At 53.0% G+C, this 14,329-nt stretch carries 11 protein-coding genes; 2 read left to right on the top strand and 9 right to left on the bottom strand.

What is annotated here, in order from left to right; all coding sequences use genetic code 11:
- Positions 1-2: 2 nt before the first annotated feature.
- Positions 3-1,661: a TolC family outer membrane protein gene (locus IMCC3135_RS13855; RefSeq protein ID WP_088918165.1), complete on the bottom strand. Its 1,659-nt coding sequence runs from the start codon at positions 1,659-1,661 to the stop codon at positions 3-5.
- Positions 1,662-2,364: 703 nt separating this feature from the next.
- On the opposite strand from IMCC3135_RS13855, the gene IMCC3135_RS13850 reads away from it, so the two are divergent.
- Entirely contained in the window at positions 2,365-3,660 is a 1,296-nt protein-coding gene (locus IMCC3135_RS13850; RefSeq protein WP_157735975.1) for a glycoside hydrolase family 16 protein, read from the top strand.
- A 110-nt stretch (positions 3,661-3,770) separates the two neighbouring features.
- Here the strand turns inward: IMCC3135_RS13850 and IMCC3135_RS13845 are convergent, their stop codons facing one another.
- The 8 genes from IMCC3135_RS13845 to IMCC3135_RS13810 all read right to left on the bottom strand — a co-directional run bounded on the left by IMCC3135_RS13845 (position 3,771) and on the right by IMCC3135_RS13810 (position 12,277).
- Positions 3,771-4,781 (bottom strand): phosphotransferase family protein, encoded by a 1,011-nt coding sequence (locus IMCC3135_RS13845; protein ID WP_088918163.1) that lies wholly within the window; start codon positions 4,779-4,781, stop codon positions 3,771-3,773.
- A gap of 7 nt (positions 4,782-4,788) precedes the next feature.
- Entirely contained in the window at positions 4,789-5,991 is a 1,203-nt protein-coding gene (locus IMCC3135_RS13840; protein ID WP_088918162.1) for an acyl-CoA dehydrogenase family protein, read from the bottom strand.
- An 11-nt stretch (positions 5,992-6,002) separates the two neighbouring features.
- The gene (locus tag IMCC3135_RS13835) at positions 6,003-6,758 is read right to left on the bottom strand and encodes an SDR family NAD(P)-dependent oxidoreductase (RefSeq protein ID WP_088921841.1); all 756 of its coding nucleotides are present in this window, start codon (positions 6,756-6,758) and stop codon (positions 6,003-6,005) included.
- A gap of 67 nt (positions 6,759-6,825) precedes the next feature.
- Positions 6,826-7,608 (bottom strand): enoyl-CoA hydratase-related protein, encoded by a 783-nt coding sequence (locus IMCC3135_RS13830; RefSeq protein ID WP_088918161.1) that lies wholly within the window; start codon positions 7,606-7,608, stop codon positions 6,826-6,828.
- On the bottom strand, positions 7,601-8,482 hold the full coding sequence (gene mmsB / locus IMCC3135_RS13825; RefSeq protein ID WP_088918160.1) for a 3-hydroxyisobutyrate dehydrogenase: 882 nt from the start codon (positions 8,480-8,482) through the stop codon (positions 7,601-7,603). Before mmsB ends, IMCC3135_RS13830 begins: the two co-directional genes overlap by 8 nt.
- A 4-nt stretch (positions 8,483-8,486) precedes the next feature.
- Positions 8,487-9,575, bottom strand: a complete 1,089-nt coding sequence (locus tag IMCC3135_RS13820) for an enoyl-CoA hydratase/isomerase family protein (RefSeq protein ID WP_088918159.1) — start codon at positions 9,573-9,575, stop codon at positions 8,487-8,489.
- Positions 9,575-10,720: an acyl-CoA dehydrogenase family protein gene (locus IMCC3135_RS13815; RefSeq protein ID WP_088918158.1), complete on the bottom strand. Its 1,146-nt coding sequence runs from the start codon at positions 10,718-10,720 to the stop codon at positions 9,575-9,577. The genes IMCC3135_RS13820 and IMCC3135_RS13815 overlap by 1 nt, the downstream gene beginning before the upstream one ends.
- A 60-nt stretch (positions 10,721-10,780) precedes the next feature.
- Positions 10,781-12,277 (bottom strand): CoA-acylating methylmalonate-semialdehyde dehydrogenase, encoded by a 1,497-nt coding sequence (locus IMCC3135_RS13810; protein ID WP_088918157.1) that lies wholly within the window; start codon positions 12,275-12,277, stop codon positions 10,781-10,783.
- Between the two features lie 888 nt (positions 12,278-13,165).
- Between IMCC3135_RS13810 and IMCC3135_RS13805 the strand changes: the two genes are divergently transcribed.
- Complete coding sequence (locus tag IMCC3135_RS13805) at positions 13,166-14,131, top strand: hypothetical protein (protein WP_088918156.1); 966 nt, start codon at positions 13,166-13,168, stop codon at positions 14,129-14,131.
- The last annotated feature ends 198 nt before the right edge of the window (positions 14,132-14,329 follow it).

The raw sequence follows: 14,329 nt of genomic DNA, 5'->3' as shown, positions 1-14,329 counted from the left end.
ACTTAGTCTAACCACCCATTGATTCGTTTGATGTCAGCAAGCTCCAAGGTACCGCTGATACGCTTCAATTCCAGCACCTGCAGCACATAGTCATACCTGGCTGCGCTCAGCTCCGTCTGTGCCCGGAGCGTATCGCGTTGAGACCCCAGAACATCAAGCGAGGTACGCGTACCTTGCTCAAACCCGGATCGAGTCGCCTGGGTGGCCTGTCGAGTTGACTGGCGTGCCTGACTCAAAGCTTCCACCCGACTCACTGCAGACACAACCGCCCGATAAGTATCGCGCGTTGCCTGAACGGTTTGGCGTTCTACTGCTTGCATCTGATCGTTGGCCAACTGCATCCTGTCTTGTTCCTGAGCAATTTGTGCTGAAACCAAACCACCTGAGAACACCGGCAACGTGACTCCCAACTCCACCGATTGCCCTGTATAGCCTCCGGCTGATACATCGTCACTGGCATCGTAGTCACTGTCGACACCTGACAGATACCCCGTCAAGCTCACCACAGGCAAACGTCCTGCCCGCGTTTGATCTACCTGTTGTTGCGCTATCTCAATCTGATTTCTGGCAACAAGCAATGACTTGTTATTCGCCATCGCCGTTTGCACCCAGGCATCGACATCAGCAGGGTCAGGAGACACTAAGGGTATGGTCTGCATCAACGGTGCAAGATCACCTGTCACAGAGGTACCGGTGCTGACTGCCAAAGCCTCCAACGCGCCATCAAGCTCGGCTCTTGCGGTAATTTGCGATGCTGCCGCCAGATCAGACTGTGCCCGAGCCTCTGCAACATCGGTGAAGGCAATATTGCCAACCTCGTAGCGATTTTCTGTCTGCCGCAATTGTTGTCGGGTTGCATCAACATCTGCTTGCCGGTATTCAAGCTCCGCCATCGCCTTGAGCACATTGAAGTAGCTGGTTGCTACACGAATGACCAGATCTTCATGCTCGGCCTGAAGCTGCGTGTCAGCCACCGAACCTGTGAGCTTTGCCTGCTTTACGGCTATCGCATCGGCCTTGTCGTAGATTGATTGGGTAAGTGTCAGAGTCAACTGCTGACCGGTATAGGCATCTGATGAATCACTTTCGAAATCATAGTAGCCACCGGCATAGCCGAGAGCGATCTGAGGCAACTGAACACTACGTGCGATGGGCAATGATCTTTGTGAAATCGAACGGTTCGTTATCGCTGCCTGAAAGTCGGCATCATAATCCTGGGCTTTGCTCAACACACCCAGCAAATCAACCACACCACCTGACTCACCTATCCTCGAGTCAAGCTCACCATCAGCGCTTGTCGCCGTCTGCCTACCGGCCAGAAATCTGGGTGGTATGTTCAACGTATCACCAACACGTAGCGCGTTCGGGTTTGCAAGATCATTGTATTGCGCGATAGCTTGCCAGTTGTTTTGCGAGCCTGTCACTCGACGCGCAATGTCAGCCAGTCCATCGCCTGCCTGCACGATGTAGCTGGATACCGGCCCTTGCGCCTTTGCAGCACTGGCCTGCGCAGCACCAGAAACAGTGCTTTGCTCAATCGCTGCGTTGTTGCCTTGCGGCACCCATAGTCGGTCGCTCTTGGCGTTTATTGCCGCCTCATCCTGTTCACGCCCCACGCCGGCACAAGCTGAAACACTCAGCAACAGGCTGATAGCGAACATCGCCCTTGCGCGGTTCACTGCGTACTGCCTGTTGCTATTTCTGACTATGTGCACTTGATGTCGATGCCAATTTTTTTATTGACGCTTATTGGACATCAGAACCGATGGCTGATGAGCCTGAAAATGTGGAAAAAATGCGGAAATTACAGATGCAAGAAGACTTCGCCGCTACAAATAAGACCAGAGAAGGTCAGCCTGCCATATGACAAAGGTGACACACGGATAGGCAATCTGCGGTGATCAAGTCACTGCCCGACTACGACCTTGGTTTCGAGAGTCACCCTGCGGCAATCGGATGATGAAGCAAGGGTCTTTAGTCGATTTCCCAAACCTTTCCGTCTAGTAAACATATCCAAATTCTCACAAAGTACCCCACTGGATTGGCTGGATCCTTGGATGTTATTCCGCGGTGATCGAAGCTGCAACAGTTGTTTGCAATTGTATATTTTGCAATGCACCTTTCTGAAGCATTTCCAGATCACAGCACTTCACATGTTGTAAGCCACTCGTTGCGAGAGGATTTTTTTACGCGAGCGGTTTCTGCTAACTACACAAAAGGCGATGTTTGAGTTCAAAGGGCCAAGGTAGGGTACCCCTTGAAAACGACATCGCAATATGAGCGCTTAGACGAAACACGATGATCAGTAAGAACCTTGTAAAAAAGTCCTGCCTTCTAATTGCCCTTTCAGGGCTGATATCGCCCATGGCTTACGCCATCGACACTCCTCTGAATACCAGTGGTAGCGAAGTGGCACAGTCTTATGCCAATGATGGTGAAATCACCTGGAGCTGGAGTGCTGTGGACGGTGCGACCAGTTACCAGGTGACAGTCGATGGAATCTACGCCGGAGAAACCAATGATCTGAGTTTCACCAGCGGCAATCTCTGGGTTGGCGAGCACTCGATGACGGTTGATGCTATCGATGCCAATGGCAACTCATCCGTACAGTCTGCAACGATCAAGGTCAACGTCACCCAAGCCTCCTCTGACAGAAACACCTACGCTGGAGCGCCACCACCTTCTCAAGGTGATGAGAATGCAGCCAGTGTGGAGAGTCAGATCGATCCGACCTCCTACGACTATCCTGAAGTCTACCAACACAGCGGTTATGAACTGGTTTTCAGTGATGAGTTCAACGGTACCGCTCTGAACCCTTTTCGCTGGAGCTCGCAGCTGCGCTGGGACGGTGAATTCAATGGTGAGCGCTACGAGTATCGCGTCATCAACGGGGAGGATCAGTTCTATGTCAACGTCCTCAGCGAGGATCAGGAACATCAGGAGTCGATCGTACCTGTTTACAACCCGTTCCAGTTTGATGGCTCCACACTCTCCATTCGCGCTGTCAAGAACCCGTTGCAAACATCAACCAAAAAGCTTACCTACGGCTCACTGAAACAAATCTCGTCCCAGCAGACTTTCCTCTCTGGCGCCATCTCGACGCATGAAAAATTCAGTCAGAAATTCGGCTATTTTGAAGCACGAATCAAGATTCCCAGTGCAAACGGTACTTTCCCGGCTTTCTGGTTGCTCCACGAAAAACGAGTCGCTGAAGGTACGCAACGCACTGAAATCGATATCATGGAAAACCTGGGTCACGCTCCCTGGTATATCTATAACTCCTTCCATTACTTCAAGAACGTGACCTCCTCTCACTTCGGTGATGCAAACTTCATCAAGCCCCAGCCAAGTGGTCAGGTCTACACGGGTTTAGACTATAGCGAAGACTTTCATGTCTATGCCGTGAAGTGGGCTCCGGGCCGTATAACCTGGTTCATCGACGGCGAGCAGGTTAGTGAAGTTGCCAACAACGAAGCCAATTTCGAAGAGCTGTACGTCATTCTCAATCTGGCCATGGGTGGAAACTGGACTAACTTCCCCAACAACGCCGGTGGTCTGGGACGTCGGTCCAACAATCGTTTTCCAAGTCCCAACGATCTCGTTGAATTCAACAATCCGGCTCTCGTGATTGATTATGTCCGCTTCTACAAGGCAAAGTAATTTTGCCTTGTTTTGTTCAAGGGCCTGATTAATCGAGGCCCTTGAACAAAAAACTGCTTACAGCAAAGAGGCCGCCCATCATGGCCCTTACCAACCAGACCATGGGTCAGTCAGGCATCAACAATTTCCAAACCACGAATGGCAAAAGCGCGCGCCAGGGGAGCTGTTTCTGCAGCATTGACAGCCGATGCATTACCCGCACGAGCCCGATCTGCGATACCAACAAAGATCACTGCAAATCGGAATAGCGAAAACGCGATATGAAAATCCTGCAATGCTTTGGTCGGGTTTGCCGAGGCATAGTAACGATCGACAAACTCCTGCTTTGACGGAATACCCAGTGCCTGCCAATCAAGGCCTCGAATACCTCCGTATTCCTCAGGCGTGCTGTGCCACGTCATGCAGCAGAATCCCAAATCGGCCAAAGGATGGCCAAGGGTAGATAACTCCCAGTCAAGAATAGCGACCACTCTGGGCTCTGTCGGATGAAACATCATATTGCCCAAACGAAAGTCGCCATGCGCAACCGCCACTCTTCCATCTTCAGGCGGCACCTGTGAAGGCAGCCATTCGGCCAGGCGATCAAGTTCCGCGATCGGATCCCCTGTGCTGGCGTGTAACTGGCGGGTCCAGCGCTTTATCTGACGCTGAAAATAATCACCGGGCTTACCATAGTCAGCCAGACCAGCCACTTGCGGATCAATGCTGTGCATCTGCGCCATCGCATCCGCCATGCCGAAGTAGATCGCTCGCCGTTCTTCAGGGCTCATTCCCGGCAAGGCGCAATCCTCAAACACCCGACCTTCGACCCGATCCATCAGATAGAACGGCGTGCCCAGATCCGCAGGGTTTTCATGAAAGAAGACGGTATCGGGTACTGGCACAGCCTGTTGGCCCAATGCAGTCATTACGCGAAACTCTCGATCAACGGCATGTGCCCCCCGTAAAATCGGGCCATTCGGCTGTTTGCGTAGCACCAGCCGCCTGCTGCCATGAGTCAGATAATAAGTGGGATTGGACTGACCGCCAGAAATCCGCTCAAGCTGAGTCATATCTTCGACGCCAAGATGCTCGTCCAGAATGGACTTCAAGGCATCCGGTTCAAAATCAAATGCACTCATGCTTGCCTTACTCCGAGTTCCAGGACCAAAAATCCCGTCCGGCGGCACGCAACTCGCGGCTCAGCACCATGCGGTGAACTTCGTCGGCACCATCCACCAGGCGCGCCTGACGTGCATAGCGATACACCCACTCAAGCACCGTGTCCTTGGAATAGCCCCTGGCCCCGTTGATCTGAATGCCCACATCTGCGGCGTCATGCAGCACATTGGCCACCTGAATCTTTGCCATTGAAATCTCTTTCTTGGCAAACTCCCCACGATCAATCGCCAAGGCAGCCTTCATCACCAACAACCGTCCAACCTCGATCCGCATGGCAATATCACCGAGCATTTGCTGCACAGATTCCCGTTCGATCAGGAGCTGACCAAAACCCTGGCGTTTCTCGGCATAGTCGGTCGCAATCTCGACACAGCGTTTCGCCAGACCAAGCCATCGCATGCAATGGGTCAGGCGCGCGGTGCCCAGACGGGTTTGCGTCACCCTCATCCCATAACCTTCTCCCAGCAGAACGTTTTCTGCGGGTATTTCCAATCCATTGAACGCAATCTCACAATGACCGCCGTGCTCCTCTGGCCCCATGATGGGAATACGCCGTGTAATCTCCCAACCCGGATCGTCACGATGGAACAGGAAGGCGGTATGGCCACGCCGTTCATCATCCGAGGTGCGAGCCAGCAAAATGAAATGTTCAGCCGCTTCGGCTCCGGTGATAAACCACTTGTGCCCGTTCACGACATATCGCTCACCGTGCTTCTCAGCCCTCGTTTGCATCATGCCCGGATCAGAGCCACCACCAGGGTGCGGCTCGGTCATTGCAAAGGCTGAACGCACCTCGCCACGCACCAAAGGCATCAACCAGCGCTCTTTCTGGGCGGCGGTGCCCAGCGTCTCCAATACCATCATGTTGCCATCATCCGGCGCGGCAGAATTGAACACCACAGGGCCAAATATAGAGCGATTCATTTCCTCATAGACAACCGCCATACCCGCCTTGTTGAGCCCACCACCGCCGATCTCTTTTGACAGTTGCAGACACCACAAACCTTGCTCCCTCGCCGCTGCACGCTGCTCTTGCAATACGGCATCCGCAATATTTTCATGGGCATCGTAGGCCTGCGGGTCCGCCTCCAAAGGGATCAGTCGCTCATCAACAAAGCTTGCCACACGTTGACGCAGCGCTTCCAGTTCGGGGGTAATTGTAAAATCCATAATCTACTCCTTCAAAGCCCTGATACCAGATGCCCGCCATCAACGACGATCTCGGTTCCTGTCATAAAACGTCCGGCATCCGAGGCGAGTAGCAACATGGCGCCATCGAGTTCCTCGGGCTGCCCCAAACGCCGCTGCGGAATACGCTGTATCAAGGCCAATCCGGCCTCGGTTGCGAAAAATTCCTTGTTCAGTGCCGTTTCAAAATAACCGGGACACAGCACATTGACACGAATACCGAATCGCGCCCACTCTAATGCCAGGCTTTTGCTCATCTGCACAACAGCCGCTTTGGAAGTTGCATAAGCGCTCACTTGACCTGCAACCCGCAAACCCAGAATTGAGGCGATATTGACAATAGAGCCGCCTTTTTTCTCTCGAGCCAGCGCACGTGCAGCCGCTTGGGCAACCATGAAACTGCCCTGTAAATTGGTTGCGATTGTTCTCTCCCAATCGCTGATGCCATAGTCCATTGCCCGTCCAGGTACCGAGATGCCTGCGTTGTTGACGACGACATCAAAACAACGTTGCTCAAACAATGCCTCAATGCTTGCCTGATCGGTGACATCCATCGTCACAGCCTGGACCTGGGCGCCTTCCCGAGCCAGAGGCTCACAAACCTCAGCCAGCCGTTCGCAGCTCCTGGCCGCCAGCGTCACGTTCGCACCTCGCTGCGCAAACAACTGCGCGAAATGCGCCCCCAGACCACTGGATGCGCCAGTGACCAGGACGCTTTTCCCGGTCAAATCAAAAAGTGTATCCCCCAAACCTGAAACTCCTTTCTTGAATAACTGCAATGGGCTGTTCAAACAAACAGCCCATCAACCGTGACTATCAGCGTTTGAAGTCTGCCTTGCGTTTTTCAATGAATGCACTCATCCCTTCTTTCTGGTCATCCGTGCCAAACAGAGACTGGAAAATCCGGCGCTCAAACAACAAGCCTTCACTCAATGAGGTTTCCAGAGCTCTATCCACGGCCTCTCGGGCAACCAGGGCAGTGGTTTTGGAGTAGGAGGCGATTTGAGCAGCAGCCTCTTTTGCAGCACCCAGCAACTCATCGTCCGGATAGATGCGTGCAACCAGACCTGCTTCTTTGGCTTCGTCTGCATCCATCATGCGCCCGGTCAGGATCATGTCCATGGCCTTGCTCTTCCCCACCAGTCGCGTCAGACGTTGTGATCCTCCCATGCCGGGAATAACGCCCAGCTTGATCTCCGGCTGCCCGAAACGTGCGGATTGTCCGCAATAGATGGTGTCGCACATCATCGCCAATTCGCAACCGCCACCCAGCGCATAGCCTGATACCGCTGCAATTTTAGGAGTTCGAAGCTGTGCGATGGCCTCCCAGCCTGCGAGCATATTGGTCAGAAATGCATCAGGATAGGTTCTATCACGCATCTCGGCGATGTCGGCTCCGGCAGCAAACGCCTTGGCCGAGCCTGTCAGCACGAAACAGCCAACACCGGGGTCGCTGTCGAGCGGCACCATGGCATCCGTCAATTCGCTCAACACCTGTAAATTAAGGGCATTCAGCGCTTCGGGTCGATCAATCGTGAGGATTACAACTCGCCCTTCACGCTCGACACGGACACATTTGTTCGCGGCTTGTTCAGTCATTTGATTGTCCTCGTGTACTCGCTGCCAACGCCAGCAACATGGCAGAAAAATCCTTGCCCAGGCCTTCACGTTCAACGAATTTTTCGTATATTCGGGTGGCGTTAAGCCCCATTGGCGTACTGGCATCAACCTGCTCGGCAGCATTCTGGCTGAGGCGCAGATCCTTGAGCATCAGCTCGGCTGCAAACCCTGGCTTGTAGCCATTATCAGCAGGGCTCGAAGGGCCCACACCAGGCACCGGGCAGTAGGTATTGACTGACCAGCATGAACCTGATGATGTCGACATGACCTCAAACAATCGCTCCGCATCCAGTCCAAGCTTTTCACCTAATGCAAAAGCCTCACACGTGCCTATCATCGATATTCCCAACAACATGTTATTGCAGATCTTGGCGGCCTGACCGGCACCACCCTCACCGCAATGTACGACACGCTTGCCCATGATGTCCAACAACGGCTTGACCTGCTCAAAGGCCTCGGCACTGCTACCCACCATGAACGTCAACGTACCTGCAATAGCCCCTCCCATGCCGCCCGAGACGGGGGCGTCGACGGATAACAAACCCGCTTCTGCAGCTTGCTGATGCGCAGATTTTGAACTGAGCATATCAACCGTCGAGCAATCAAGAAACAGGGCGCCAGGTTTACCCAGCGGTACGATTTGCTCATAGACGCTCTTGAGTATGCGTCCATCGGGCAACATCGTAATGACCGCATCCATATCGATCGTTGCCTGCGATGCCTCGCAGACTTGCGTGACGCCCTCCACACTGACCTCGGCGGTGTCATAGCCGAACACTTCGTGACCCGCCTTGGCAAGATTAGCCGCCATTGGCGCACCCATATTGCCCAGCCCTATGAATCCAATTTTCATTTAACTACCCCTGCAATGACTTGAAATCCGGGTCGCCCCCGGGAGCATCGTCTTTGAATTGATCAATCAACGCTTGAGGAACTGCCGAAATCGATGCGTGTTTCCAGTTCGGCTGTCGATCTCTGTCGATAAGGGCTGCACGTATGCCCTCGAGAATATCGCCATATTCCATGGCACGCGACACGAAGCGGTATTCGCGGGTCAGTGCCGGCTCGATCCCCGGAACCGAACGGGATTGTCGAACCAGATCAAAGGCAAGCAACAATGATAACGGCGATGAATAGCCAATTTTCTTTGCAGCCGATTGTGCCCACTCATCCTCTAGCTGTTCCAGGCTCTCCATCACTCCAACCAGTGTCTGTGCCCCGAACACCCGGTTGATCTCAGACTCTCTGTCGACAAGCACCGAACGAGCCGCTGATTCATGGAAGCTATCAAGGACAGAGACATCACCGGACTCGATGAGCGCATCCTTGAGCGCGCCCAGACGTTCGACAGGCACATGGTAATCAGCAAATCCGACAAACAGCGCATCACTGGCATTGAGACGTTCACCCGTCAGCGCCAGAAACTCACCCAGATGACCCGGTGCTTGCGACAACAGGTGGCTGGCCCCGACATCCGGCACAAGCCCGATAGAACACTCAGGCAAGGCCAGTGAACTGCGTTCGGTGACGATTCTGTGTGAGCCGTGGGCCGAGATACCGATACCACCGCCCATCGTAATACCATCCATGACGGCCACATACGGTTTAGCGTAGCCGTCAATCAGTGTGTTCAAGCGATACTCGTCGCGCCAGAACTGCCTGCCACTCTCGACATCGCCAGCCTTGCCCTGATGATAGAGCGTGGCAACGTCACCACCGGCACAGAAGGCTTTCTCACCTTCTGCATCAATCAGGACCAGCGAGATGTCATCATCCGTTTGCCACTCCAGTAGAGCCGCCTCAATCGTCAGCGCCATTTCGTGCGACAAGGCATTCAACGCTTTGGGACGACACAAGGTCAGCCGCCCCACTCGTCCTTCAACCCGAACCGACACATCAGCGTTGGCTACTGCTTGTGTCGTCTCTGTATCTACTTGCGTATCCATCAAGTGTACTCTGACATCAGTGCACGAGCGGTAACCAGTCGCATGATCTCGTTGGTGCCTTCCAGAATTTGATGAACCCGGATGTCCCGTACAATTTTCTCTATGCCGTAGTCTTCAAGATACCCATAGCCGCCGTGTATCTGTAAGGCATCATTGGCGACATCAAAGCATTGGTCCGTCACAAAACGTTTGGCCATTGCACAGAATTTTGCCGCATCGGGAGCTTTCTGATCCAGCTTCCAGGCCGCCTTGTGCAAAAGGCTTCGAGAGGCCTGCAGGCTGATCTCCATATCTGCCAGCTTGAATTGCAACGATTGCAACTGATTTATTGGAGCACCAAACGCCTTGCGCTCAGAGGCATACACGACACTTTTATCCATTGCATTTTGCGCTGCACCCAGCGAACAGGCTGAGATATTAAGCCGTCCTCCGTCAAGCCCTGACATGGCGTAGCGAAAACCGTCACCTTCTTTGCCTAACAAGTTGCTCGCCGGTACCTGGCAATCAGCAAACTGTACCTCAGCCGTTGGCTGTGAGCGCCAACCCATCTTTCTCTCTGGCGCCCCAAAGCTCAGCCCTGGCGTACCATCCTCCACGAGCACTGCAGAAATACCCGACGGGCCTTCACCGCCAGTGCGGCACATCACAAGATATAGATCCGCGTATCCACCGCCAGAGATGAAGGCTTTACTACCGTTTAACGACAAATTATCCCCGACTTTCTCGGCACGGGTTCGAAGCGCTGCGGCATCGGAACCTGATCCGGGCTCCGTCAGACAATAAGAAGCCACTTTCTCGTACGAGCACAACGAGGGCAGCAGACGCGCTCGCATCTCATCAGACCCATAACGATCAATCATCCATGCGCACATATTGTGAATGGATATAAAGGCTGCCACAGAAGGACAGGCCTTCGACAATGCCTCGAAAATCAGTGTGGCATCAAGCCTGGACAGGTTGGATCCACCGAATTCCTCCGAGACGTAGATACCCGCAAAACCCAGCTCACCCACCTGACGCAGAAGCTCTTTCGGTATGGAGCCTTCCTGCTCCCAACGCGCCGCGTGTGGAGCAATTTCTGCCTCGCCAAAGGCAAGTGCCATATCCTGAATGGCACGTTGTTCTTCAGTCAGTTCAAAATTCATTACCGAGCACTCCTGTACGTCATCATTCGATCCCAAAGCATTATCGTTAGCTCTCCACTATCACATGGTCGGTATATTGAAGTCCGCTCCATCCTTGATACCCGAGGGCCAACGCTGCGTCACGGTTTTGGTTCGCGTATAGAAGCGAAAGGCATCAGCACCATGCTGATTCAGATCACCAAACCCGGAACGCTTCCAGCCACCGAATGTGTAGTACGCCAAAGGTACGGGAATGGGCACATTGACCCCGACCATACCGACGTTGATGCGTGAGGTGAAATCCCGAGCGGCATCTCCGTCGCGAGTGAAGATGGACACACCGTTACCGTACTCATTCTCCATGGGCAATCGCAACGCAGCCTCGTAGTCAGCCGCACGCGCCACGCACAATACGGGACCAAAAATCTCTTCACGGTATATAGCCATGTCGGTAGTGACGTGATCAAACAGGCAAGCCCCGACAAAGTTTCCGTCCTCGTATCCCTCTACCGACAATTTTCGCCCATCAACCGCCAGAGTGGCACCAGCTTCGACACCCGAATCCACCAGACTGAGGACGCGCTGCCTGGCCTCAGCGGTGATCAGCGGTCCGAAATCTGCATCGGCTTGAGTATATGGCCCAACACGCAGTGCTTCCACCCGTGGTTTCAGTCGCTCCATCAGGGCGTTGGCGGCTTCCTCGCCCACCGGCACCGCAACCGAGATTGCCATGCAACGTTCACCTGCCGCGCCGTATCCGGCACCGATCAAGGCATCAACGGCCTGATCCATATCGGCATCCGGCATGATGATCATATGGTTCTTTGCACCACCAAAACACTGAACACGCTTGCCATTCGTGCAACCGCGCGAGTAGATATACTCGGCGATGGGTGTCGAACCTACAAAGCCGATGGCTGCAATATCTGGATGATCGAGGATGCCGTCGACAACTACCTTATCGCCATTGACCACATTCAGTATGCCTGCAGGTAATCCGGCCTCCAGCAGCAGCTCAGCCAACATCAAAGGTACTGTAGGGTCTCGCTCCGATGGCTTGAGTATGAAGGCGTTGCCGGCAGCGATCGCCGGGCAAAACTTCCACATCGGAATCATTGCCGGAAAATTGAAGGGAGTTATGCCCGCCACCACACCCAGCGGTTGTCGCATGGAATAGATATCGATGCCAGGACCTGCACCTTCTGTAAATTCGCCTTTCATCATCTGGGCAGCACCAATACAGAATTCCGCCACTTCCAGACCGCGGATAACGTCGCCTTTTGCATCGGGTAGCGTCTTGCCATGCTCGCTGGACAAGGCCTCAGCCAGCTTGTCCATGTCTCGATGCAGTAGCTCGACGAATTTCATGAATACACGCCCTCGCTTTTGAGGGTTCAGCGCAGCCCATGCTGGCTGGGCCTGGCTGGCATTGTTGACCGCATTATTCAGGTCATCAAGATTGGCCATGGCAAGCTGTGCCTGTACCTTTCCTGTCGCCGGGTCATAGACCGGATTAAGCACACCGGAGGTTCCCGTTACGCGTTCGCCGCCAATGAAGTGGCCAATTACCTTGCTCATGATATTCGTCTTCCTCTGATGGAAATGCGGATAGATTCAAGCTGTTGTTATCTTGCGAAGATACCACGCAGCTTCACAGTCTGACCAGCCTAACCCAGCCAATCCACGATGGGCGCAGGACCCCAGATCTATCTCAACATCAGCGATAGTATCGCTCTCGTCGGAAACGACGAGTCATGGCGAATGAGATAGAGCTCTACAACTTCTGCAGATCGTTATCTCGATTCCGAATACACGCTTCTGACTCGCAAGCCCAGCACATTTTCCTGTATTCGTCCAGTATTTTTGAGGAATGGTATTACGGTAGCATTTCAACGCTATCTGCCGGTGAGGCTGCGACCCGCAGTGCTCAGACATTCTGGCACCTCGTCTTCTACAAGTCGGCGCGATAACGAGCCGGGTAACCCCCTGGATGGGCCATAGCTACGCATAAAGCCGTACTGGATCTCCTTGTTGCGGTATTTCAGAACAGCGTAATTTGGCACGTTGATCGATGTATGCACATGCCTGAATGAGCGACGACAGTCATCACATCTCGAAATTCAACACCTCGGCACTATTGCACTCAATGCGTATTAATACAACTCCAGACACTTTGAAAGGTCACTTTCTTATAACCACACAGACATTTACCCACCTTCAACATTGTTCACATCAATATCAGTCAGGACTGAAAATTACGGAATATCTCTGCCCGATATCATGATTTCTACTACCAGATAAAAAGTCTTCTGATGCAAGGTTTGAGGTGTGCGAGTACATAATTCCATTGGGTTAGCGTATTCAAACTGATGTCTAGCGCAGAATATTTCCCTGTTCATGACATTGGAAAAGAGACGACCCTGCACACCATTAGGTTCGATACCTTAATATCTTGGAGGAGAAAATATGTTCAAGAAATCATTTGCTGCTACTGCGATGATATTTGCTCTCGCCACGCCTGCCCTTGCGCAGCAGGATTTGCACGCTGCACTGACCGCCGCGATGGGAGAGGCCATTGAGGACGCTAGATATGTGGACGTCACAACCAAATACGGAATGCCTGCACCGGACCTGTCCGATCCAACATTGGTAAACTCCGAGGACTACCCTTATCCGGAAGTAATGCCCGGCACACTGCTCGCTCATGTGCTTGACACCCATAAGCTTAGCCTTGGCTGGATTCCTGTCGGCGCGCCGTGGGCGATCCCCGGCGAGAACCCATCTCAGCCGATAGGGTTTTCCGTGGACTATTTCGACATCATTCAAGAAAAGTTGAACGCTCACTACAATACCGACATCGATCTCGAATGGGTCTCATTCACTGAATCAGCAGGTAACAATGATATGTATCTGTGGCTGTCGACTTCTGATGACGTTGATTGCACGGCTGAAGACAGAGTAGTCGATGGTTGCTATGACGTGATTGGAGGAGCTTATGCGATCAATGAACGGCGTTCAGGTCTCACTGATATCACGCCTTCTTATTATCCTTTCAATATGGCGGCAATCAGAACAAATGTACCATTGCCTGAAGGCGTTGCTCCGATTAGAAATGCTGACGATATTCGCGCAGCAATGGCTGACCCAACGATCAATATCGCGATAGCAGGATTGCCCGAAACGGGTGAGGATTCCATTCTGACTGCGTTTAACATCGCAATGGGCAGTACGTTTACCCATATCGATCGAACCCCAGGTTCAAATGTTCTGGAGTATGCACAGAATTCTGAAGATGCCCATTTTGTCCTGGGTTCGAATGTCCGTATGGCATCCACGCGGATGAAATACCCTGAATTCTGCATCAAGTGTGAACTGTTTGAGAACTTTTCTGCGTTTCGTGGCATCGGCTTTGCGACGGCCTTGATCGATTAATCAATCGAAAAGTATTAGGGGCAATTGTTTCGGCAATTGCCCCGAATGCACCCTGGCCCCATTCAATTAAAGACAACTCTTGACCGATGGTCTCATTGCTTCTGGCGACGATTTGCCCACCATTATCGAAAAGGATGCGCTCTGCAGCGATATGTTTATCTCATCGCTGTCCGCGATGACAGCACAAGCAATACCTCC

It is taken from the genome of Granulosicoccus antarcticus IMCC3135 (assembly GCF_002215215.1).
Classification (GTDB): Bacteria; Pseudomonadota; Gammaproteobacteria; order Granulosicoccales; family Granulosicoccaceae; genus Granulosicoccus; species Granulosicoccus antarcticus.
Note: the sequence above shows the minus strand (reverse complement) of the source record. Positions and strands in the feature narration are given on the sequence as shown.